The following is a 23639-nucleotide window of genomic DNA, read 5'->3' on the forward strand; positions in this document are numbered from 1 at the left end:
GTGCAGTCCCTTTCCTTGCGGGGATCGAGTTCTTCGAGGAGTGTGCGCAGGGCGGTCAGAAGAGGACCCGCGCGGCGCCGGGCGAGGCGTGCGGGGTCGTCTTGCGCAGATCACGGCTGACGATCATGCGCTTGAGCCAGCGGTCCCTGCCGTCGTGCGCGGCCCGGAACGGCCTGCGGCCGTGTACGGCGACGTAGTTGTCCACCACCGCCAGGCTGCCCTGGTCCACGACCACGTCGAGCTGGACCCGCTCGAGCTCCTCCATCAGCTCGTCCAGGGCCCGCTGGGCGGCCCCGTCCTGGCCGGCGCACGTCATGAACGGATAGTCCACGCGCAGATAGGGGCGCTCCCGGTCACCGGACAGGACCGGCACGGGCTCGGGGTCGGACTGCATCCGCAGCATGCCGGCCAGCGCCGGGTGGCCCGGGTGGCGCTCCTGGAGCTGACGCACGTGCTCGTCGTCGGGGCGGATCAGGAAGCGCGGCGTGCGGAGCAGATCCGCCGTCTCGTCACTGATCTTGACGTCGCGCACGGACGCCACGATGGTCGGCACCCGCTCGTCGTTGCGCATCCCGAACAGCAGCAGATAGTCGCAGCGGCCCGGGTGGAAGCCGTCCTCGGTGTGGAACTCCAGCAGGCACTCGCTGCCGTGACCGCTCTGCCGCAGCTCGTCGCCGCGGATGGGCAGCAGGTTCTGCACGACCCGGCCCAGCTGAAGGGTGGAGAAGGTGAAGGGGTCGCCGAGGGCCGTGCCCACCATCGCCAGGAACAGCTCCTGGTCGAGGGGCGGGCCGTCGACGGGTACGTCCGCCCAGTGCGCCGGGGTGGCCCCCACGGCCGCGTCGTCGACCGGGAAACCGTGGATCACCAGGGCGGCGGCGGGCTCGGTGCGACGGAAGTGCTCCAGGAAGCCGCGCAGTCGTGGCGGGAGGTGGGCCGCGGCGTCCCAGTGACGGTCGTAGAACGCGGGCTGCGCGGGAGTGGGGGAGGAGTCGCGGAGGCCGGCGAGCGCCTCCTGGATCTGCTCGGTCTCAGCGGCGGACAGGACGTATTCGAGGGGAAGACCGTGATACATGCGGTGACCTGCCGGTTTCTGAAGAGAAGGACATCGGGGGTGAGGAGGGGGAGACGGGTGGACGCAGCAGGACGGGCACCAGCGAGGCGGCGGCGCAGAGCAGGCACAGGACGCCGCTGAACCGGAAGGCCTCGCCCGCACCGCCCTGGGCGAGCAGCGCCCCGCCCAGCGCCGTGCCCAGGCCGCTGCCGAGGGCGTCCGCCGTGCCGAGGAGGCCGAAGGCCCGCGCCGTGCGGCCGGGTCCGGCCTCCCGCGCCACCTGCGCGGAGACCAGCGGCAGGGCGACGGCCAGGAGGACCCCCTCGGCGAGGGACAGGGCGACCGCCGCGGCCACCGAGCCGACCAGGGGGTACAGACAGGCGCAGCAGCCGATGACCAGTGCCGCGCAGCGGATCAGGACGGGCCGGGACACCCGGGGCAGGACGGCACCGGCCCGGGGCGACAGGACGAGTGCGGGCAGCGCCAGACAGGCCGCCGACCAGGCGATCACCGTGTCCCGGGCGCCCAGCCCACGGAGGTACACCGCCCAGACCACGGAGTAGCCGCCGTAGAGGGCGGTGATGCCGAACAGCACTACCAGGAGGGGCCACAGGGTGACCTGGAGCGGGGGCCGGGGACCGGACAGGAGGGGCCGGGCGGCCGGGGCCGCCGGCTCCGGCGGCGACTCCGCGTCGGCGGGTCGCCCAGTGCCGTGTGCGGGGCCCGCCGCAGCGCGGTCGTGGCGGTCGCGGCGGTCAGCCGTGCCCGCCACCGCGGTCGCGGTGAGGGCGACCGCGGCGGCGGCCCACGCCGCCCCCGCACTCCCGTGCAGGAGTACGGCTCCCGCGCCCAGCGGACCGACCAGCGCGCCCAGCATCTGCGCGGCCGTCAACCGCCCGTAGGCCCGCTCCAGTTGGTCCGCACGCGGCACCCGGCCGCCGGGGGCCCGCGCGGCCAGGGTGGCGCGCAGCCCCGTGGCGGTCAGCGCCGCTCCCGCCATCAGCAGGAAGTCGGCGGCGGCCAGGCTCCACCACGGGGTGAGCGTGGCGAACGCCAGACAGCCGGCGCTCTGCACCCCCGTGCCGAGCAGGGTCATCCGGGTGGTGCGGCAGCGGTGCCCCCAGCGGCCCGCGGCGAGCTGGGCCAGCGCCCCGCCGGCCGCGGCGGCGGCCATCACCAGCCCGATCGCGCCCTCGGCCACGCCCCGGTCGAGGAGGATGAGCGCCTCCGCCGAGAACAGACCGAGCTGGCTCGCACGGGCCAGGAAGGCGACGGCCGCCACCGCGAGGGGCGCGCTCACCGCGCCCGTACGGCGTCGGCGTCCATGGCCCGCACCAGGCTCGCGGGACGGATGTCCGTCCAGTGCTCGCCGATGTAGTCCAGGCAGTCCTGGCGCGAGCCCTCCGGCCGGGCCACCGCCCAGCCCGCCGGCACCTCGGCGAACGAGGGCCACAGGGAGTGCTGGTTCTCGTCGTTGACGAGGACCAGGAAAGTGCCGTCCGGGTTGTCGAAGGGGCTGCTCATGACGGGTTCCTCCAGGGTGTCGGGACAGGGGTGTGGTGAGAGGCGAGAGGTGAGGGAGGTGCGGGGACCGCGGTGCCGGCGGTCAGCCGAGGCGTCCCGCGAGCCCCCGAGGCGTCGGCCGGTCGAAGACCGCCCGTACCGGGAGCCGCGGGTCGAGGCCGAGGGCGCGGATCCGGCCCGCGAGCCGCAGCGCGCGCGGCGAGTCGCCGCCCAGGGCGAAGAAGTCGTCGTCGGGGCCCACATGGTCGAGACCCAGGACCTCCGCGAACAGCGCGCGTACGGCGTCCACGGGACCCTCCGCCGGGGACGGCCGCCCGGGGAGCCCGGTGAGCACCCGGCGGAGCCGCGCGGCGGTGCGCTCGGCGGTGGCGCGGTCGAACAGGTCGGGCCGGTAGCGCAGTTGCAGATGGAGCCGGTCGCCGGGGACGCCCATGAGGGTCATCGGGTAGTGGTAGGCGTCCCGGCCTTCCAGACCGGACAGCCGCACGCCCGCGGCACGCACCTCGGCCATGTCCGCCGGGTAGTTCTCGAAGACGGTCGAGGTGTCGAAGAGCGGGGTGCCGCCGGCCAGCGCGTGGATGCGGGGCAGACCGAGGTGGTGGTGCGGCGTGAGGGCGGACTGCTCGTCCTGGACGCGGGCGAGCAGACCTTCCAGCGGTTCACCGTCCACCAGCCGCACCCGCACCGGCACCGTGTTGATGAACAGCCCGACCCCGTGCTCCACCCCTGCCAGCTCCGGCGGCCGCAGGGACACGGTGGCGCCGAAGACCACGTCACGCCGGCCCGTCGCCTCGGCCAGGACGAGCGCCCAGGCCGTCTGCATCAGGGTGTTGAGCGTGACCCCGTGGGTCCGGGCCAGCCCGTTCAGCGCGGCGGTCTCCGCCTCGGTCAGCTCCGTCACGACCCGCTCCGGCAGCAACGGTGTGCCGCCGCGCGCGGCCCGCGGGGCCAGCAGGGTCGGACCGTCGAGCCCGTCGAGCGCGTCCCGCCAGGCCTTCTCCGCGGCGTCCCGGTCCTGCCCGGCCTGCCAGGCCAGATGGTCGCGCACGCCGGCCGCGGGCAGCGGCCGGGGCACCTGCCCGGCACCGCGCTCCCGGGCCTCGTACAGGACGAACAGATCGCGCAGCAGCACCGGCAGGGACCAGCCGTCCAGCAGAAGGTGATGGACCGTCAGGATCAGGGTGTGGCGGTTCTCGTCCTCTCGCAGGAGGGTGAAGCGGGCCAGTGACGGCTCGGTGAGGGGGAATCGGCGGCCCAGGTCGGCGGCGAGGATCTCCGCCCGCTCGGCCTCCCGGGTGAGCGGGGCGAGCTCGTGTTCCGCCCAGAGCGGTTCCACGTCGCGCAGCACGAGTTGCACCGGTGTGCCCGAGGCGAGTGTGCCGAAGGCGGTGCGCAGCGGGGCGTGCCGGCGGACCAGGTCGCGGCAGGCGGCTCGCAGGGCGGCGCGATCGAGTCGGCCGTCCAGCGCGAGAGCCAGCTGCACGTGGTAGACGTCCGCCGTCTCCTCGTCGTACAGCGCGTGGAACAACAGCCCTTCCTGCAACGGTGAGAGGGGCAGTACGTCGGTCAACGCGTGCCGTGCCCACCGCGCTTCGAGCGACTCCAGCTCGTCCTGCCCGATCCGCTCGCCGGCGACGGCCACCACGGCGAGGTCGGAAGGGGTCAGACCGCCTCCGCCGCCGCCTGAGGTGTGGGCGACGAGTGCGCGCAGCGCCCGGAACCAGGTGTCGGCGAGTTCCCGCACGCGTGCCGCGTCGAGCAGTGCGCCGGGCCAGGACCAGTTGGCCACCAGGCGGGGGCCGTCGGGGCCGTCCTCGGTGACGGCGTTCAGATCGACGGCGTGCGGCAGCGGCATCCCGGCGTCGGCCGGGGAGACACGGGCGTCCCCCTCGTCGGCGGTCTCCCAGTCGGCGGCGCGGCCCGTGACGAAGCGGCCCAGGTAGTTGAAGCCGATCTGCGGGGTGCGGCCGGAGGCGAGCAGCGGACCGGTGTCGCGGTTGAGATGGCGCAGCAGTCCGTAGCCGATGCCCCGGTCCGGTACCGCCCGCAGCTGTTCCTTGACGGTCTTCACGGCGCGGCCGAGCGCGGCCCCGCCGGACCACACGTCGTCCCAGTCGGTGACGGTCGCGTCGAGACGTACGGGATACAGGGCGGTGAACCACCCCACCGTACGGGAGAGATCGAGCCCGGGGGCGAGCTCCTCCCGCCGGCCGTGGCCCTCCAGGTCGACGAGGACGCCGCCCCCTCGCTCCCCTCCCCGCCAGTGCGCGACGGCCAGGGCGAGGGCCGTCAGCAGGATGTCGTCGACTCCGGCGTGGAACGCCTCGGGCACGGTCGTCAGCAGCGCGGCCGTCTCCGGGGCGGGCAGGGTGAGGGTGATGTCCTCGCGGGTGGCGTAGACATCGCGGGCCGGGTCGAGCGGCCGCTCGGTCAGCAAGGGGTCCTCGGCGGTCGACATCGCCTGCCACAGGGGCAGTTCCGCCGTGCGCGCCGGGGAGTGGGCGGCCTCGGTGAGCCGGTGCGACCAGGTGCGCAGGGAGGCCGGCACCGGGTCCAGCGCGGCGTACGCGTCCTTCCCGGCCACCGCCGCCCGCCAGGCCGCCGCGAGATCGGGCAGCAGGATCCGCCAGGACACGCCGTCCACCGCGAGGTGATGCACCACCAGCAGCAGTCGGCCCGGTTCCGTCTCGCCCCGGTCGAGCCAGACGGCCCGCAGGAGCCGGCCGCCCCGGGGGTCGAGGTCCCGCTGCGCCGCCGTGGCGAGGTCCGCGAGTGTCCCGCCGGGATCGCTCTGCCGGGTGAGACAGTCCGCCGCCCGCACGGAACCCCGCTCGGTCACCTCCAGAGCCCACTCGGCGCCACCGCCGTCGCCCAGTCGCAGCCGCAGCGCGTCATGCCGGTCCAGGACGGCCTGGAGCGCCGCGACGAGATCCTCCTCGCGCAGCCCGGCCGGGACACGCACCAGCTGGGACTGGTGGAACCCGGCCACCGGGCCGCCCTGTTCGCGCAGCCAGTGGGCGATGGGCGTGAGCGGCACGGGCCCGGTGCCGGCCTCCTCGGGCTCGGCGGCGGGCGTGGTGCCCACCGGTCCGGCCACCGCGGCGAGCGCGGCCACCGTGCGGTGCCGGAACACGTCGCGCGGGGTGAGGGCCAGTCCGGCGCGGCGGGCCCCGGTGACGAGCTGGATGGACAGGATGGAGTCGCCGCCGAGTTCGAAGAAGCCGTCGTCCGGCCCGACGCCCGCTACCCCGAGGACCTCCGAGAAGAGCGCGCAGAGGGTCTCCTCCACCGGGCCCCGCGCGGCCCGTCCGCCGACGGCGGTGAACGCGGGCGCGGGCAGCGCCTTGCGGTCGAGCTTCCCGCTGAGCGACAGGGGAAGGTCCGCCAGCGGTACGAACGCCTGCGGGACCATGTGCTCCGGCAGACCGTCGGCGCAGTGGGCGCGCAGCTCCTCGGCGTCGAATTCCGCCGCACCGGCCGGGTCCGCCGGGACGACGTACGCGATCAGGCGCTTGACGCCGGGCTGGTCCTCGCGGACGACGACCGCCGGGGTGCCCACGGACGGGTGACGGGCCAGGACGGACTCGATCTCACCGAGTTCGATCCGGAAGCCGCGCAGCTTGACCTGGTCGTCCGCCCGCCCCAGGTAGAGCAGTTCGCCCTCCTCGGTCCAGCGCACGATGTCGCCGGTGCGGTACATCCGTGACCCGGGCGGGCCGAACGGGTCGGCGACGAACCGCTCGGCGGTCAGCGCCTGCCGCCCGTGGTACCCGTGGGCCAACTGGACCCCCGAGAGGTACAGCTCGCCGGGGGCACCCGGGTGGGCGGGCTGAAGTCCCGCGTCGAGGACGCGGACGCCGGTGTTGTCGACCGGGCGGCCGATGGGCACCGAGGCGGTCGACGCGCCGCGCGTGCTGCGCCGGTGGGTGACGTCGACGGAGGCCTCGGTGGGGCCGTACAGGTTGTGGAGTTCGGTGCCGGCGGCGTCGAACAGGTCGTGGAAGCGGTCGGCGAGCGCGGTGGGGAGCGCCTCGCCGCTGCAGATGACCCGGCGCAGGCCCGTGCAGCGGGCGGCCCCCGGAGTGCGCAGGAAGGACTCCAGCATGGACGGCACGAAGTGCAGCGTCGTCACGCCCTCGCGCCGGATCAGTTCCGCCAGGTACGCGGGATCCCTGTGGCCCTCCGGCCGGGCCACGACCAGCGCGGCCCCGGTGATCAGCGGCCAGAAGAACTCCCACACCGACACGTCGAAGCTGGACGGGGTCTTCTGCAACACCCGGTCCGCCGGGGTGAGTTCGTAGGCGGACTGCATCCACAGCAGCCGGTTGACGATGCCCCGGTGGGGGACGAGCACCCCCTTGGGGCGGCCGGTCGAACCGGAGGTGTAGATCAGGTAGGCGGGCGCCGACGGGTCCACGCGCGGCAGTTCCCCGCCGTCGGCCACCGCCTCCTCGGTCAGCCGCCCGTACAGCTCCGGGGTCACCACCAGCGCGGGGGACGCGTCGTCGATCATGTAGCGCACCCGGTCCCGTGGATAGTCCGGGTCCACCGGCAGATACGCGGCCCCCGCCTTGTGCACGGCGTACAGCGTCACCAGCAGGTCCGGGGAACGCGGCAGGGCGACGGCGACGATCCGCCCCGGCCCGGCGCCCCGGGCCACCAGGGCGTGCGCCAACCGGGAGGCCCGGTCGTCGAGTTCGGCGTACGTCAGGGTCGTGCCCTCGAAGACGACGGCCGGGGCGGAGGGCGTGCGCGCGGCCTGCGCGGCGAACAGCTCGGGCAGGGTGGTCGCCGGATGCGCGACGGCCGGGCCGGTTCCGGCGTCCGACAGCGCCGCACGGTCCTCGGTGTCCAGCGCGCCGACGCCGCCGCAGGGCAGGCCGGGGGTGGCGGCCAGGGCGGCCAGGATCCGCGTCAGGGCACGGGCCAGCCCACGCGCCGCCGCCGCGTCCACGACACCGGGCTGATGGCTGAGGTCGAGGCGCAGCCGCCGCCCCGGTACGGCCACCAGGCTCAGTGGGTAGTGCATCGTGCCCGTGGTGGCGGTGTCCTCCAGGAGCGCGACGCGCACCCCGCCGAACGTCCGCTCCAGTGACTCCTCGTCGAAGGGGGCGTTCTCGAAGACGACCGCCGTGTCGAACAGGTCGCCGAGACCGGTCAGCCGCTGGATGTCGGCGAGACCGAGATGATGGTGCGGGAGCAGCGCGGCCTGCTCCTCCTGGACGCGTTCCAGCAGGGCGCCGAGCGATTCGGCCGGGTCCAGCCGCACCCTGACCGGCACGGTGTTGATGAACAGGCCCACCGTCTCCTCCACGCCCGGCAGTTCCGCCGGCCGGCCCGAGACGGTCGCTCCGAACACCACGTCCTGCCGGCCGGTCGCGCGGGCCAGCAGCAACGCCCAGGCGGTCTGCACCAGCGTGTTGACCGTGACACCGCGGGAACGGGCGGAGCGGGTCAGCTCGGCGGTCAGCGACTCCGTGAGACGGGTGACCAGACGCCGCGGGAACCCGCACGCCCCGCCGCCCGCACCGGTGGGCCCCATGAGCGTGGGCTCCTCCAGGCCGCCGAGGGCCGCGCGCCACGCCGCCCGCGCGCTCTCCCGGTCCTGTGCGGCCAGCCAGGCGAGATGCCGGCGGAAGGACGGCGCCGGCGGCATCCCGTCGGCGCTGCCGCCACGGTCGTACAGCTCGAACAGATCCCGCAGCACCAGCGGGAGCGACCAGCCGTCCAGCAGGATGTGGTGGTTGGTCAGGAGCAGGACGTGCCGTTCGGCGTCCATGCGCAGCAGCCGGAACCGGACGAGCGGCGGGGCGGAGAGGGTGAAGCGGCGCTCCCGGTCCTCGGCGGTGATCCGGTCGAGCGCGGTGGACCGCTCCGCCGCCGGCAGCGGGCTCAGGTCGTCCTCCGCCCACGGCACCTCCGCCGTGCGCGGCACGATCTGGACCGCCCGCCCCGTCCCGCGCTGGAGGAACCCGGTCCGCAGGGCGGGGTGCCGCGTCAGCAGCGCCTCGCAGGCCGTCCGCAGGGCGCTCCGGTCGAGCGGGCCGGTCAGCTCCAGCGAGGTCTGGACGGTGTACACGTCGCTGCCCTCGTCGTCGTACAGGGCGTGGAAGAGCATGCCCTCCTGGAGAGGTGTCAGCGGCAGGATGTCGAGGTCCGGGCGGTTCCCGGCGGTGGACCGGGGCGCGGCGTGCGGCGTCGCGTTCACTGGGCGGACTCCCATGCGGCCATCAGTTCGGCCAGTTCGTCGTCGGGCAGGGCGATCGGGGGAGGTTCGGCTTCCTCGGCCCAGGCGGGCGGCTCGGCCGCCAGGTCCTGGGCGATCACCGCGAGCGCGGCGGGTGTGCGGTGGGTGAAGACGTCCCGGGCGGTGAGGACCAGCCCCGCCCCGCGGGCCCGTGCGACCAGCCGGACCGAGAGGATGGAGTCGCCGCCGAGGGTGAAGAACGCGTCGTCGGGACCGACCGAGGCCAGGCCGAGGATCTCGCCGAAGAGGGCGCAGAGCAGTTCCTCACGAGGCGTGGCCGGGGCGCGTCCGGCGGCGTCTGCCGTGACGGACGGGGCGGGCAGCGCACGCCGGTCGATCTTGCCGTTGCGGGTCAGCGGCAGGCACGGCAGCGGCAGGAACGCGGCCGGCACCTGGTAGTCGGCGAGCAACGGGGCCAGATGGGCGCGCAGTTCGGTTTCCGTGGGCGCCTCGCCGCCCGGCGGCGGCACCACATAGGCGGTGAGCCGCTTGACGCCGGGACTGTCCTCGCGCGCCACGACACAGCACTGGGCCACCAGGGGGTGCCGGACCAGGGCGGCCTCGATCTCCCCCGGCTCGACCCGGAATCCGCGGATCTTGATCTGATCGTCCGCGCGGCCGAGGAAGACCAGTTCCCCCCGGTCGTTCCAGCGGACCAGGTCACCGGTGCGGTACATGCGCCCGCCCGGTGCCCCGAACGGGTCGGCGACGAAGCGCTCGGCGGTCGCCTCCGGGCGGTCCAGATAGCCGCGGGCCAGTCCGGCGCCGGCCAGGTGCAGTTCACCGGCCACACCGGGCGGTACGGGCCGCAGCGCGCCGTCGAGGACGTAGGCGCGCATGCCGTCCATCGGCCGCCCGATGGGCACCGTGGCCGGTATCGCGTCCCCGGCCCGCATCCGGTGGCGCGCGGCGAACACGGTGGTCTCGGTGGGTCCGTAGCCGTCCACGACGACCAGCCCCGGGTTCGCGGCCATGACCGCCCGCACGGCCTGGCCGGGGACGACGTCACCGCCCGCCCACACCTCCCGGAGCCCGGCGAAACCGCCCGGCGACTCCTCGGCGAGCAGCCGGAACAGCCCGGCCGTCAGCCACAGCGCGGTGACGCCGTGCCCGGCGACCAGCCGCTCCAGGGACGGTCCGTCCAGCTGTCCGGGCGGGGCGAGCACGATCCGGCCGCCGGAGAGCAGCGGCACCCACATCTCGTACGTCGCCGCGTCGAAGGCCTGCGTGGAGTGCTGGAGCACCGACCGGTGGGCCTCGCCGCCGAACGCGCCGTCCCCGGCCAGGTCCAGCACCGCCCGGTGGGTCACGCCGACCCCCTTGGGCTCACCGGTCGACCCGGAGGTGAACAGGACGTAGGCGAGCTGGTCGGCACGGACCTCGGGGAGCGGGCCGGCGGAATCGGTCACCTCCGGTGTCGGCTCGTCCACGACGAGCAGCCGCCCGACGGCGAGTTCCCGCGCCGTGTCCCGTGCGGCGAGGTCGGTGAGCAGGACGCGGGCCCCCGTGCCGTTCGCCGTCGCGCGCAGCCGGTCGGCGGGGGAGCGGGCGTCCAGCGGCATGTACGCGCCGCCCGCCTTGAGCACGGCCAGCAGCGAGACGATCAGCTCCGGCGAGCGCTCCAGGAGGACCGCGACGCGCTCCTCGGGCCGCACTCCGAGGGCGAGCAGCCGGTGGGCCAACGCGTCGGAGCGGGCGTCGAGTTCGGCGTAGGTGAGGGTGCCGGCGTCACCGGTGAGCGCGACGGCGTCGGGCGTGCGCGCCGCCTGCTCCGCGAACCGCCGGTGGATCGCGGTGTCCGACGGGGGCGCGACGGCGGCGTTCCACGCGTGCAGCACGCGGCCGCGCTCCTCGGCCGAGAGCAGGTCCACGGCGGCGAGCGGGGCGTGCGGCGCGCTGGTGAACGCCTCCAGGAACCGGGCCGTGCGCGCGACGACGGCCTGCGCGGTGGTCCGCTCGACCAGGTCGGGCCGGTACGCGAGCCGCAGGCTCAGCCGCTCGCCCGGTTCGGCGATCAGCGTGAGGGGGTAGTGGGTGGCGCCGTAACCGTCGGCGGCGCGCACGGTCAGCCCGGCCGACTCCCGGACGGCCCCGGTGTCCCCGGAGTGGTTCTCGAAGACCGTGGAGGTGTCGAAGAGCCGGTCCGCTCCGATGGTCCGGCCGATGCCGGTGAGACCGAGATGGTGGTGCGGGGAGAGGGCGGCCTGCTCGTCCTGGACGCGGGCGAGCAGCCGCTCCAGCGGTTCGCCCGCGTCGAGCCGGACCCGTACCGGCACGGTGTTGATCAGCAGACCGGCCAGGCGCTCGACGCCGGGCAGTTCGGCCGGGCGCAGGGAGACCGTGGTGCCGAAGACGACGTCGTCACGGCCGGTCAGCTGCGCGAGCGTCACCGCCCACGCGGCCTGTACGACGGTGTTGGGCGTGAGGGAGCGGGCGCGCGCCGTCGCGGTCAGCGCGGCGGTGCGCGCGGGGTCGAGGGTGACCCGGACCTGCTCGGCCAGGACGGGCGCCCGGTCCTGATCCGCGTCGGGCACCGCGAGCGTCGGCTCCTCGACGCCCTCCAGTGCCGCGGCCCACGCCTTCTCGGCCGCCTGCCCGTCCTGGGCGGCGAGCCACTCGGCGTAGTCGCGCAGAGAGGGCGAGGCCGGTGCGCGCCCGTCACCGCCGCTGTACGCGTCGAGGAGGTCGTCCAGGACCAGCCCGAGCGAGGCGCCGTCGAGGACGATGTGATGGCCGGTGAGGACGAGCAGGTGCCGTTCGTCCGCCAGACGTACGAGCAGGAACCGCACAAGGGGCGCGCGGGCCATGTCGAACGGGCGGGTGCGGTCGGCGGCCAGCTCCCGGGCGATCCGCGCCTCCTGGCCGTCCGCCGGCAGCCCCGTCAGGTCCAGCTCGGTCCATGGCACGGTGTGCGCCCCGGTGATCACCTGGACGGCCCGGCCGGCCGAGGAGTGCGTGAAGGCCGCGCGCAGCGACTCGTGCCGGGCGAGGAGCGCGTCGCAGGCGGTCCGCAGCCGCTCCGTGTGCAGCGGGCCGGTCAGTTCGTACGCGGTCTGCGCGATGTACGGGTCGATGCCCGCGGTGCCCTCGTAGTGGGCGTGGAAGAGCATCCCCTCCTGGAGCGGGGTGAGCGGCAGGACGGCGGTGTGCCCGGGGTGGGAGGCGGCCAGGGCGGCACGCTCGGCGTCGTCCGGGCCGGGCAGCGGGCGGACCGGCCGCTCTTCGCCCGGCTCGGGGTGCCGGCGCGCCACCTCGGCGAGCCCGGCGACGGTCTTGTGCCGGAACACGTCCCGGGGCGCGATGACGACCGAGGCCTCCCGGGCCCGCGCGGCCAGGCGCACGGCCAGCGGGGAGTCGCCGCCCAGGGCGAAGAAGCTGTCGTCGATGCCGACCCGGTCCACGTCGAGGAGTTCGGCGAACAGGGCGCACAGCGTCCGCTCGACGGAGGTGCGGGGCGCGCGGCTGCCGGCGGCGCCGGTGATCTCCGGAGCGGGCAGGGCGTCCCGGTCGAGCTTCCCGTTGTGGGTCAGGGGCAGGGCGTCCAGGGCCGCGAAACCGGCCGGGACCATGTACTCGGGGAGGGACGCGGCCAGGTACTCCCGCAGCACTCCGGCGTCCGGCAGGGCGGCACCGGGGACGGTCACGACGTAGGCGACGAGCCGTCGTACCCCCGACCGGTCCTCGCGCACCACGACGGCGCACTGGGCGACGGCCGGATGGCCAGCCAGGACGGACTCGATCTCCCCGGGCTCGATCCGGAAGCCGCGCAGCTTCACCTGGGTGTCGGCCCGGCCCACGTAGACCAGGAGGCCGTCCGCGCCCCGCCGGACGAGGTCGCCGGTGCGGTACATGCGCTCGCCGGGAGCGCCGAACGGATCGGCGACGAACCGTTCCGCGGTGAGCGCGCCCCGGCCCAGATAGCCGCGGGCCAGTCCGGCGCCGGACAGGAAGAGTTCACCGACGGCCCCGTCCGCCACGGGCCGCAGCGCGCCGTCCAGGACACGGGCCGCCAGGTTGTCGACGGGGCGTCCGATCGCGGGGGTGGCCGCGGCGCGCAGATCGCAGTACATCGAGTCGACCGTGCACTCCGTCGGCCCGTACACATTGCGGGCGGTCAGGCCCGGGGTGGCACGGAGCCGGGCCCACAGGTCGTCCGGGACGGCCTCGCCGCCGAGCACGAGCACCCGGGGCCGGTGCCCGCCCTCCAGCAGCCCGGCGTCGAGCAGCTGGCGCGCATGGGTGGGCGTGGTGTCCAGCAGGTCGACGGCGTGCCGGTCGGCGTACGCGGCGAGCGCAGCCGCGTCCCGGCGGGTCGCGTCGTCCACGACGTGCAGTTCGTGCCCGGCGACCAGCCACAGCAGCGCCGTCCAGGAGGCGTCGAACACGAACGCGTTGGTCAGCGCCACCCGGAAGCGCTCCACCCCGGCCTCCGCCACGGCGGGCTCGATGAGGACGCGCCGGTGGTGCTCGTGGAGGTTGCTCAGGCTGCGGTGCTCGACGGCGACGCCCTTGGGCCGGCCGGTGGAGCCGGAGGTGTGGATGACGTAGGCGAGGTGCCGGGGGAGCAGGGGCCGGGTGCGGTCCTCGTCCGTGGGGTCGGACACCGGGAGTCCGGGCAGACCGAGCCCGGCGTCCTCCAGGAGCAGCACCGGCGCGCCGTCGTCCCGGGGCAGCGCCTCGGCCAGTGCGGCGGTGGTCAGGATCAGCGCCGGGGCGGTCTCGGCGAGGATCTGCCGGGTCCGCTCGGCCGGGTGCTCCGGGTCCAGCGGTACATAGGCGGCACCCGCCTTGAGGACACCGAGCAGGGCGACGACGGTGTCGGCGCCGCGCGGGAGGGCCAGGGCCACGCACTGCTCGGGTCCGGTGCCGAGGCCGGCCAGCAGGTGGGCCAGCTGGTTGGCGGACGCGTTGAGCTCGTGGAAGGTGAGCGTGCGGCCGGGCGAGACCAGGGCGCGGGCGTCGGGGGTGCGGGCGGCCTGGGAGGCGAACAGATCGGCGACGGTGGCGGGGGCGACCGGGCGGGGCGGTTCCCCGGCACCGGACCGGGCCGCCTCGATCTCCGGGCCGGTCAGGGTGTCCAGTCGGCCGAGCGGGAGACCGGGGTCCGCCGAGGCCATCGCGGTGAGGAAGGCGAGGAAACGCTCCTGGATCCGGGCCAGTTCGTCCGCCTCGTAGAGCGCGGGGTTGGCGTCGAACGAGAACTCGAGCCCGTTGCCGTCGGAGCGTTCGTACACGGCGATCGAGAGGTCGCCGACCGGCCCGTTCGACATGTTGTGAACGGTGATCGGATGCCCGGCGAACGTGACGTCGAAATCGAAGGGCATGATGTTCACCATGGGGCCGAAAAGATGTCGCCCCTCGTCCAGAAGTCTCAGATCACGACGCAGATCCCCGTACGGATAACGCTGATGCCGCAGCAGGTTCCTGAGTTCCCCGGCGACATTCCGTAACACGTCTCCGACCGTCATCTCCGGGGAAAGGATGACGCGCAGCGGGAGTTCGTTGGAGACCATTCCCGGAATGTTCCGCGCCCGGGCGCCATGGCGTGCGGAGACGGGAATGCCGACCGTGATGTCCCGCAGCCCGGTGACCCGGTGGAGCTGCGCGGCGACGGCCGCGACGACGACGGCCGACCAGGAGGTCCGGGCGGCGCGGGCGGTCGCCCGCAGACGGTCCAGCACCTCGGGGGACAGACGTGTGACGTGCCGCAGGAAGGAGTCCGAGGGCGGGGCGGCGCGCCCGGAGCCGGCGAATGTGGCGATCTCGTCGGGACGGTCGGCGAACCGTTCGGTCCAGTGCGCCCGGTCCTTGCCGTACTGCTCGGAAGCCCGGTAGGCGCTCTCGCCCTCCAGCAGCGCGCCGTACGGCGCGAAGGCATCCTCGTCGGCCGGCTCACCGGCGGCCAGCGCGGTGTAGACGCGGGCCACGCGCCCGGTGACGGCCGCCGCCCCGAACGCGTCCACGAGGACGTGGTGGTAGCGCTGGTGCCAGAAGTGGCGGTCCTCGGCCAGCTTGATCAGGGCGTACGCGTACAGCTCCCCCTCGCCCAGGTCCACGGGCCGGGCCAGGTCCGCGGCGATGTACGCGCGCGCCGCCCCCTCCGGGTCGTCCTCGCCGGACAGGTCGAGGCGGATCAGCGGGGGGCCGGGCGGACCGCCGAGCACCTGTCGCGGACCGTCGCGTTCCTCCACCGGCCGGATGCGCAACGCCCCGGCCTCTTCGACCACTTGCGCCAGGGCGGCCTCGAACAGGTCCCCGTCGACCGGCCCGTGGATTTCCACGAATTCGCCGACGTTGTAGACGGGAGAATTCCGATTCAGCTGGTGCGCGAACCAGACCCCGCTCTGGGCTGCCGTCAACGGCAGCGAAGTGTGCTGGGCAGCAGACATGACTCCACCTCGGTCGGAGCTACGGCGGTCGGGACACCGCGAAATACCGTGAACATGCCGCGTCGCCTATGTCGTTGCGCAGGGAGCGGACGCGTTACCGATGATTTCTCCGACGCGTTTTCCGCTCAAGTCACGGGATGGCGTTACCGAGGTGGGGTGAGGTGAGGTGCTCAGGGGGTGCCGGGGAGGCCGAGGCCCAGCCGGTCGGCGACCGTGGTGAGGGCCGCGCCCAGCGGGAGCGCGACGCGGGTGAGGGCGTGGCGGTCGCCCCGGGTCGCGTCGCGGTTGACGATCAGCACCGGTTTCCCGGCCTGAGCGGCCTCGCGGACGAACCGGAGCCCGGACATCACCGTCAGTGAGGAACCCAGGACCAGCAGCGAGGTCGCCCCCTGGACCAGCCGTCGGCAGTGCTCGACCCGCCCCGGCGGCACGGTTTCGCCGAAGAACACCACGTCGGGTTTGAGGACGCCGCCGCAGTCCGCGCAGGGCACCACCCGGAAGTCCCCGACCTGCTCGTCGGTGAGGTCGGCGTCCCCGTCCGGATTGATGCCCGCCGCCACCGGCGCGAAGTCCGCGTTGGCCTCCTCCAGCCGACGGGCGAGTTCCCGGCGCGGGCTGAAGGCACCGCAGGACAGACAGACCACCCGGGCCAGGCTCCCGTGGAGTTCCACGACGTCCTCGCTGCCGGCGCCCTGGTGCAGCCCGTCGACGTTCTGGGTGATCACCCCCGAGAGCAGCCCGTGCCGCCCGAACGCGGCCACGGCCCGGTGCCCGGCGTTGGGCCGCGCCCGGCCGAAGGTGCGCCAGCCGAGGTGGCTGCGCGCCCAGTACCGGCGCCGCGCCTGCGCCTCGGCGGTGAAGTCCTGGTAGGTCATCGGCGTGTGCCGGCTCAGACTGCCGCCCTCGCCCCGGTAGTCGGGGATGCCCGATTCCGTGGAGAGGCCCGCCCCGCTGAGCACCAGCACCCCGCCGCCGCTCAGGGCGTCGACGACCGGCTCCAGATCCGTGGTGCCCGGCGGCAGGCCCTCGGTGGGCGTCCAGCTCAGAGTGGGGCGTATCCGCATGCCGCAAGGGTACGAAAGGTGCCCCACCGCTTGAGAAGACCGGCGGGCGGGCCGACAGTGAGAGGCATGAGCCGTCACCGACGCCCACCGCACAGAGCGCCGTGGATCGTGGGTGCGGCAGTCGTCCTCACCGCGGGTGGCCTGGGCGTCTGGGCGCTGACGGCCTCGGACGACGACGGTACGTCCCGGCCGTCGCCCACGGCCTCGTCCGACCTGTCCCTGCCCACCCTCGCGCCCTCGCCGTCGCGGACGGCCTCCCCCCGGACCTCGAGTACGTCGCGGCCCGTACCCCCGCATCCGTCGGGCTCCCGACCACCGGTGGCCACGACGCACCCCGGCGGCCATGCCGTGTCGTCGGCGACGCCACGGAGGACGGCGCCGGAACCGACGCCGTCCCGCACGCCCGTTCGGTCAGCGCGCCCGGCGCAGACCGCCACCGCGGTGCCACGCCCGACGCCGACCGTCTCCGCACCGCCCTCCACGCCCTCCACGCCCTCCACCCCGGCTCCGACACCGCCCTCCGCGGCCGCGAGCAGCTCGGCGCCCACGACCGTCTGGTTCACGTCGCCGGTGGCCGAGGCCGCCGCACAGCGCATGGCCGCCTCGGGGACGGTCGGCGACCCGGTGTGCTCGCTGTCGGCACAGGGCGACCCCGACCCCCGGCTCGTGCCGCAAGCCGGCCGTATCGGCGTCGGCACCTCCGACGGCTACTGGTGCCTGATCTGGTAGCTCCCGCCCGGCCTGTGACGAAGGCCATAGGCGGCAGGGTCCGATCTTGGAATGCGCAGGCCCCTGCCGCTGCTGGACCTTGATGGGCCTCCCCTGCCCCGGGGGGCGCACCGGGCAATGGCGGCCGGCGCGACTGGCCACCGGAGCAGGGCGATGTCGGTCCCCCGCCCGCTCCGCCGCATCCGGATCGCCGCCCCCGAAAGGTACCCCCGCTCCATGCCCCTGGCCCTGCTGTCCCTCGCCGTCGTCGCGTTCGGCATCGGTACGACCGAATTCGCCACGATGGGACTGCTTCCCCAGATCGCCGACGGCATCGGCGTGTCCGTCCCGCAAGCCGGCAACGTGGTCTCCGCCTACGCGCTCGGCGTCGTCGTCGGCGCCCCCGTCCTCACCGGCATCGGCGCCCGCATCCCCCACAAGCGGCTCCTGCTCCTGCTGTCCGGGCTGTTCGTGATCGGCAACGTCGCGTCCGCCCTCGCCCCCACCTTCGGCTGGCTGTTCGCCGCGCGCTTCCTGGCGGGCCTGCCGCACGGCGCCCTGTTCGGCGTGGGCGCCGTCGTGGCGTCCCGCCTGGTCGCCCCCGAGCGGGCCGGACGCGCCGTCTCGAGGATGTTCCTGGGCCTCACCGTCGCCAACATCGTCGGCGTCCCGGCCGGTACCGCGCTCGGCCAGCAGTTCGGCTGGCGGTACGCCTACTGCGCGGTCGCCGTCATCGGCCTGATCGCCCTCGCCGCGCTGGCCGCCTTCGTCCCCCACCAGCCGCGCGGCTCCCGGGCGGGCATCCGTCACGAACTGCGGGCGATGGGGAACAAGCAGGTCGCCATCGGACTCGCCACCGCCGTCGTCGGATTCGGCGGCTTCTTCGCCGTCTACAGCTACCTGGTGCCGATCCTGACGCATCTGACGGGCCTCTCCGACTCCTCGACCACCCTGGTCCTCGCGCTCTACGGCGCCGGAATGACGCTGGGCACGCTGATCGCGGGCCCGCTGACCGACCGCGCCCTGCGCCCGACGCTGTACGGCGGGCTCGCCCTGCTCGGCGCGACGCTCGTGGCGTTCTACTTCACGGTCCACAGCACCGTGCCCGCCCTGCTGACGCTCGTCGTCATGGGCGCGATGGGCGCCCTCGTCACCACGCCGGTGCAGATGCTGCTCATGGCCAAGGCGAAGGACGCCCCGACGATGGCGGCGGCCTCCAACCACTCCGCGTTCAACCTGGCCAACGCGGGCGGCGCCTGGCTCGGCGGCCTCGCCATCTCGGCCGGCTGGGGCTGGGCCTCGCCCGCCCTGGTCGGCGCGGCCCTCGCCGCCGCGGGCCTCGGCCTCGCCTTCACCGGCGGCCTCATGGACCGGGGGAGCGGGAACTCCGAGGTGATCACGTCGTCCGGCACGAAGGCCCCGACGGAGACCGACCAGGTCACGGCGCGCTAGTGCCGCGGCAGGCAACGTTCGCCCCGTCGCGACGCCCGGCACGCACTCTCGCCGCACCGGCCGAAAGCCCAAGTACGTCCAGTACGAGGACTTCCGGCCGGCACGCCGAGAGCAACGCACCGGACGCCGCACCGTGACGGGCAAACGTTGCCTGCCGCGGCACTAGAACGCCGGGGCCGCCGCACGGGACCCGTGCGGCGGCCCCGGGGCGGGGTCCTCCGCGAGCAGCGGCCGCAGCGCGCCGATCACCCCGCCCGTCACAAACGCGCGGGCCAGGCCGACGGAGGTGGGGCGGGTGGGCGGAGCGACCGTGGTGATCGTCATACGGGCGATTGTGGCGGTGGCGGGTGACGGCCGGCAGACCACCGATTGACCGATTTCCCTCCGATTTCCCTCCGTTCTCCCTCCGTTTTCCCTCCGGCGGAGGCCTGTTGGGCCTCGCGGCAGCCGCCGAAATCGGTTTGCCGTCGGCCGGTCCGGCCGGATAGGAAGCTCACATGCTGAGAGGCAGCAAGGTCGGGCTCAGGGCCCGGCACGAGGAGGACATCCCGATCCTGCGGGCCGAGCTCTACAACGACGTGGTCAACGCCTCGCGGGCCGAGGGCGGGCCGTGGCGGCCGATCACGCCCGGCTCGAAGGACCCGCGGCTCGTGGTGGACGACCAGGCACAGGGCAGTGTCCCGTTCTCCGTGGTGGAGCTGGAGGGCGGCACGCTGGTCGGCACGGCGACCCTGTGGGGCATCGACAACCACAACCGGGTCGCGCACATCGGACTGGGGCTGCTGCCGTCCTCCCGCGGCCAGGGCTACGGCAGCGACGTGGTCGCGGTGCTGTGCCACTACGGTTTCGTCGTGCGCGGTCTGCACCGGTTGCAGATCGAGACGCTCGCGGACAACGCCCCGATGCTGCGCTCCGCCGAACGCAACGGCTTCGTCCGCGAGGGCGTGCTGCGCTCCTCGGCCTGGGTGATGGGCGAGTTCCTGGACGAGGTGCTGCTCGGGCTCCTCGCCCAGGACTGGAAGCCCGGTTCGAAGGCCTAGGCGGCGCGGATCACGGGAGTTCGACGTCTCCTTCGGCCAGGGCGGCGAGGCGGGACGGGGTGCTGTTCTGCTCGAGGAGGCGGAGACCGCCGCTCGGCAGGCCGCCACCGGGCGTGGCGGACGACCGGGCGTCGGCGCCGTCGCCTCGGCCTTCTCCTGGCCCCCGCCGCCGGACGTCGGGATCCGCACCCAGGAGATCGACCCCCATGAGGCCGCGGCGGGACTCCTCGGCCGCTCGCCCGACTGGGCGATCGTGCGCCGGACCGCCCCGGTGCGCGGCACCACGGCGGCCATATCCCACCGCACCCCGCCGTCCGCTTCAGAGCCCTCCGTCACGCGACCGCGGCCGTCGGGCTCACCGCCATGACCGGATCCCGTCCCGGCGCGACGGCCGAACGCCTCACGACCGTCGCGGCGCACCTGACGGCGGCCGAGGCACCACCAGCGTCCGCGTGACGGGAGTCCGCGACAGGGCGAAGACCCCCGAGACCACCAGCGCGACCCCGCACAGCTGGGGCAGCAGCCACCACCCGGAGCGGACGACCTCCTCGTAGAGGGTGATGCCGAGGACGAGGCTCACCGTCGCGTCGCCGAGGGTGAGCGCGGGTTGAGAAGCGACCAGGGGGCCGGCCTGCATCGCGTTCTCCAGCAGAAACAGCGCGCACACGCCGGTGGCGGCGAACGCGTACGTCTGCCAGGCGGTGAAGAAGCCCACAAGCCCCTGCTCGTCGAGGATGTGGGTGGAGGACTTCATCAGCGCCGCGGTCACGGCGTAACCGATCGCCGCCGCCGCACCCAGACAGGCCGCCCGGGCCCGGCCTTCCGGTCGCCGCAGGGCGGCGAGAGCCAGCACGGCCGCCGTCCCCAGGCAGACGGCGAGAGCGGGGACCCAGCGGTCCAGCGCCACCTGGGTGCGGTTGCCGGTGGGGGACGCGGCGGCGAGGGCGACCGCGAGTCCGCCCACCACCGTGGCCACGGCGAGCCAGCCCCTGCCCGGCAGATGCCGGTGCAGCAGTACGGAGGCGGCGACGAGGGTGAGGGGCAGCTCCAGCACGAACAGGGGCTGCACGATCGTCAGCGGCCCCGTCGCCAGCGCCACCGCCTGGCACACCGCGGCGGTGACCACCGCGAGCATCCCCGCCAGCCAGACGGGCCTGCGCAGCAGGTCGAGCATCAGGCCGGCCCGGAACCCCGGGGAACGCGGCACGGTCAGCGCCGCCTTGCGCTGGAGCACCGTCGCGACCGCGTTGCTCAGCGCCGCACAGATCGCGAAGATCACGGGGAGCGCGGTGTGCAGTGCGGCCACCTCCGGGATCCGCAGGAAGGGGGTGCCGGCTGCGCCGGCCCTGTCATGGTCGCCCGGACGGGGCGCGGGCGCGATCGCAGCCCGCGGCCGCCCACCCCCGCTCCGCGGGGGCCCCGTCCGAGGCCCGGCGGAGCGGGGCGAACCGTGAGACAGTCGTAGGAAGCGCCGGAGCCGGCGCTGCTCGGGTGGACACGTCCGGGCGCAGGCCACCGCCCGGGACCGTACGCGCACGGCAGGGGAGCGGAGGATCCGTCATGTCCGACTCGAGTGATGCGGCGCAGGCCGACCGGGCCCTGAAGGCGAGACACCGCGCCATGTGGGCGCTGGGCGACTACCCCCTCGTCGCCACGGACGTCATCCCGGACCTGGGTCCCGCGCTCGTCCGGGAGAGCGGCGTCCGCCCGGGCACCCGGGTGCTCGACGTCGCGGCCGGCTCGGGGAACGCCGCCATCCCCGCCGCCCTCGAAGGGGCCGACGTCGTGGCGGTGGACCTGACCCCGGAACTGCTGGAGGCCGGACGTCACCTTGCCGCGGAGCGCGGCGCCGAGCTGGAGTGGCGCGAGGCCGACGCCGAGGAACTGCCCTTCCCGGACGCGGACTTCGACACCGTGGTGTCCTGCGTCGGTGTCATGTTCGCCCCCCACCACCAACAGGCCGCGGACGAACTGGTCCGCGTGTGCCGCCCGGGCGGCACGATCGGCCTGGCCAACTGGACCCCGGAAGGGTTCGTCGGGCAGATGTTCACCGCGATGCGCCCGTACGCGCCACCGCCACCGCCCGGAGCGCAGCCGGCGCCGCTGTGGGGCGACGAGAGCCATGTGCGTTCGCTGCTCGGCGACCGGGTGACCGGCGTCGACGCCCGTCGCCGGATGCTCCGCGTCGACCGGTTCTCCAGGCCGGAGGAGTTCCGGGAGTTCTTCAAGAACTGCTACGGCCCGACCGTCGCCGTCTACGGCGCGGTCGCCGACGACCCCGACAAGGTCACCGCCCTGGACGCGGCCCTCACGGATCTGGCCGCCCAGCATCTCGCGCACGGCGCCATGGAGTGGGAGTACTTGCTGGTCACAGCCGAGAGGACCCCCGGCTAGGGATGGGCCACCGCCGCCTTCTGCAACTCCACCGCCGCCACCAGGCTCAGCCGGGGCTCCGCCTGGCGCAGTGCCTTCACCGCCGCGACCGAGCCCACATCGCCCGTGAAACCGGTGGCGGCCAGCCGGTCACGCACCCAACGGGCGCGCAGCCGGCTGTCGGTGTCCGTGGCGGTGACGGCGATCAGGGCGGCCGCGCGTTCCAGGCCCGGGCGCTCCTCGGGGGTGGCCTGCGCCAGCGCCTCGCGCAGCACCGCCGCCATCACGTCCGAGTCCCGGATCGTCAGGACGAGGTTCTGCTTGCCGCTCAGTTTGCCGATGCCCGTCATACGGATCATCGTGACCGCCATGTACCCGGTGCGCCAAGCGACTTGAGGTAGCTCAGAGCCTCGCCCGGTGCCGGGGCCGCGTCAGTAGTCCTGGTTCTCGCTCTCCGCGGTCAGCCACTCCATGTGGTCGTGGAACTGCTGACCCGCCCGCTGGAACAGCTGGTGTTCCCCGGCTTGCAGGCGCTCGACGCCGAACTCCGCGCTGAGGTGCTCGTCGACCACCCGGATGAGGGCGAAGGGGCCCGTGGCGGCGGGGCCGGCCATGTGCAGTTCGTCGGCGTCCATGTCCCCGACGGACGCCGCGATCTTCTGGATCAGCTTCTCCATGACGGCGGAGTTCCGCTGCGCCATGATGAAGTGGTTGCCGTACCCGCCCGTGTCGAGGAGGTAGCGTGCCGCGGTCCTGACCTGCTCCGCGGTCGGCACCCCCGTGACGGGCGGGGCCCCCGCCGCAGCGAGAGGCGCGTTCAGGCTGGTCCTGTCACGGATGAGCGGTCCGAGGGCCGGGACGTCGTTCTCGCGGAGCGTGGGCCGGGCCTGCTGGAGATCGATCGTCCCTGACCCCAGGTCGACATCGGCGTACACCCCGCCGAGCCTCTTGAGGATGCTGTACCGGGCGATGTCGGAGGCCAAGGGATACGCCTTCGTCGGCCCCTTGGTGGCCTTCTCGTACGTGGCCGCCAGCCGGTCGTCGATCGCGTCCTCGATGTTCTTGAACTCGATCGACCTGGCCCACTTGACCCTGGCCGAGTCACCCAGCGACCAGCTGCTGCGCCGGTCCGTCCAGAGATTGATGCGCCAGTCGGAGTTCTGCGCCTTCCCCGCCCAGGCCAGGACGTTGTCGAGGGCGTCCTTGCTGATGTTGCCGCCGATCCAGATGAAGTGGACCAGGGGCGGGATCCGCGGGCGCTCCTCGGTGGGGGCCTGCTCCACCACCTCGCGAAGGCCGGCGAGGTAGGCCGGCTGCGGAACCAGGGCCTCGAGACGCTTGATGACGAGGGAGACCGCCTCGTGGTTGCCCTTGAGGATCGAGTCGAAGACGAACCGGCGGACCTCCTGCTCGTTGTCGGAGTCCACGGCCTGCGGGCCCGTGGTCGCGTCCCCCTCGCTCGTGACATGGAGCGGGGCGCGCTGCACGGCCGGCAGGTGCCCCGGGCCGTCCGTACGTCCGCAGTCGGGACCGTCGTGCGGGTGCCGCCGCTCCTCGACCAGCCGGGCGACCACGGCGTTGCCCGCGGCCGACTGAAGGGCCGTCACACCGCCCCGGTCCACCGGCGCCCCGGGCGTCCAGCCCCTCGAACCGACCGCCCGAGGGGCCGGCTTGGCCTGGGGCTTCGGCTGAGCAGATGCGTTCATCGCCAAGTGCTCGCGCGTCAAAGGAACTCCTGATCCGATGGTGGACGCCCCTGGACGAGAGCAGTCCTCACGCCCACCCTCG

General features: G+C 74.2%; 16 protein-coding genes. 4 read left to right on the forward strand and 12 right to left on the reverse strand.

Translation table 11 applies throughout. The annotated features are described in order from the left end of the window. Window positions 1-55 precede the first annotated feature (55 nt). The 7 genes from gntD to AQJ64_RS38510 form a co-directional block, all read right to left on the reverse strand. A complete protein-coding gene (gene gntD / locus AQJ64_RS38480) occupies window positions 56-1075 on the reverse strand; it encodes a guanitoxin biosynthesis L-enduracididine beta-hydroxylase GntD (protein ID WP_055635565.1) in 1020 nt (339 codons plus the stop codon). Then, a complete protein-coding gene (locus AQJ64_RS38485; protein ID WP_055635564.1) occupies window positions 1032-2354 on the reverse strand; it encodes an MFS transporter in 1323 nt (440 codons plus the stop codon). Before AQJ64_RS38485 ends, gntD begins: the two co-directional genes overlap by 44 nt. Further along, window positions 2351-2578 carry an MbtH family protein gene (locus tag AQJ64_RS38490; RefSeq protein ID WP_055635563.1) on the reverse strand — a complete coding sequence of 76 codons (228 nt, stop codon included), beginning with the start codon at window positions 2576-2578 and terminating at the stop codon, window positions 2351-2353. Before AQJ64_RS38490 ends, AQJ64_RS38485 begins: the two co-directional genes overlap by 4 nt. Window positions 2579-2660: 82 nt before the next feature. Next, a complete protein-coding gene (locus AQJ64_RS38495; RefSeq protein ID WP_055635562.1) occupies window positions 2661-8786 on the reverse strand; it encodes a non-ribosomal peptide synthetase in 6126 nt (2041 codons plus the stop codon). After that, on the reverse strand, window positions 8783-15214 hold the full coding sequence (locus tag AQJ64_RS38500; protein WP_079062185.1) for a non-ribosomal peptide synthetase: 6432 nt from the start codon (window positions 15212-15214) through the stop codon (window positions 8783-8785). The genes AQJ64_RS38495 and AQJ64_RS38500 overlap by 4 nt, the downstream gene beginning before the upstream one ends. 170 nt (window positions 15215-15384) lie before the next feature. After that, entirely contained in the window at window positions 15385-16278 is an 894-nt protein-coding gene (locus AQJ64_RS38505) for an NAD-dependent protein deacetylase (RefSeq protein WP_055635560.1), read from the reverse strand. Window positions 16279-16352: 74 nt separating this feature from the next. After that, the gene (locus tag AQJ64_RS38510; RefSeq protein ID WP_157881000.1) at window positions 16353-16841 is read right to left on the reverse strand and encodes a hypothetical protein; all 489 of its coding nucleotides are present in this window, start codon (window positions 16839-16841) and stop codon (window positions 16353-16355) included. 7 nt (window positions 16842-16848) lie between these two features. Between AQJ64_RS38510 and AQJ64_RS49875 the strand changes: the two genes are divergently transcribed. Beyond that, entirely contained in the window at window positions 16849-17007 is a 159-nt protein-coding gene (locus AQJ64_RS49875) for a hypothetical protein (RefSeq protein ID WP_167738989.1), read from the forward strand. A gap of 216 nt (window positions 17008-17223) precedes the next feature. Beyond that, on the forward strand, window positions 17224-18438 hold the full coding sequence (locus AQJ64_RS38515; protein ID WP_055635574.1) for an MFS transporter: 1215 nt from the start codon (window positions 17224-17226) through the stop codon (window positions 18436-18438). 162 nt (window positions 18439-18600) lie between these two features. Here AQJ64_RS38515 and AQJ64_RS38520 read toward each other — a convergent pair whose 3' ends face one another. Continuing rightward, on the reverse strand, window positions 18601-18762 hold the full coding sequence (locus tag AQJ64_RS38520; RefSeq protein WP_157880999.1) for a hypothetical protein: 162 nt from the start codon (window positions 18760-18762) through the stop codon (window positions 18601-18603). A 173-nt stretch (window positions 18763-18935) separates the two neighbouring features. On the opposite strand from AQJ64_RS38520, the gene AQJ64_RS38525 reads away from it, so the two are divergent. Continuing rightward, entirely contained in the window at window positions 18936-19478 is a 543-nt protein-coding gene (locus AQJ64_RS38525; protein ID WP_055635557.1) for a GNAT family N-acetyltransferase, read from the forward strand. Window positions 19479-19488: 10 nt separating this feature from the next. Here the strand turns inward: AQJ64_RS38525 and AQJ64_RS38530 are convergent, their stop codons facing one another. Further along, window positions 19489-19686, reverse strand: coding sequence for a hypothetical protein (locus AQJ64_RS38530; RefSeq protein WP_055635556.1), 198 nt, complete (start codon window positions 19684-19686; stop codon window positions 19489-19491). A gap of 192 nt (window positions 19687-19878) precedes the next feature. Then, complete coding sequence (locus AQJ64_RS38535) at window positions 19879-20775, reverse strand: DMT family transporter (RefSeq protein WP_055635573.1); 897 nt, start codon at window positions 20773-20775, stop codon at window positions 19879-19881. A 263-nt stretch (window positions 20776-21038) separates the two neighbouring features. On the opposite strand from AQJ64_RS38535, the gene AQJ64_RS38540 reads away from it, so the two are divergent. Then, window positions 21039-21872, forward strand: a complete 834-nt coding sequence (locus tag AQJ64_RS38540) for a class I SAM-dependent methyltransferase (protein WP_055635555.1) — start codon at window positions 21039-21041, stop codon at window positions 21870-21872. Here AQJ64_RS38540 and AQJ64_RS38545 read toward each other — a convergent pair. Further along, window positions 21869-22201 (reverse strand): hypothetical protein, encoded by a 333-nt coding sequence (locus AQJ64_RS38545; RefSeq protein ID WP_055635572.1) that lies wholly within the window; start codon window positions 22199-22201, stop codon window positions 21869-21871. The genes AQJ64_RS38540 and AQJ64_RS38545 overlap by 4 nt on opposite strands. Window positions 22202-22282: 81 nt before the next feature. Next, on the reverse strand, window positions 22283-23557 hold the full coding sequence (locus AQJ64_RS38550) for a glycosyltransferase (protein WP_099054020.1): 1275 nt from the start codon (window positions 23555-23557) through the stop codon (window positions 22283-22285). Window positions 23558-23639 lie beyond the last annotated feature (82 nt).

The organism is Streptomyces griseoruber (assembly GCF_001514205.1).
Lineage (GTDB): Bacteria > Actinomycetota > Actinomycetes > Streptomycetales > Streptomycetaceae > Streptomyces > Streptomyces griseoruber.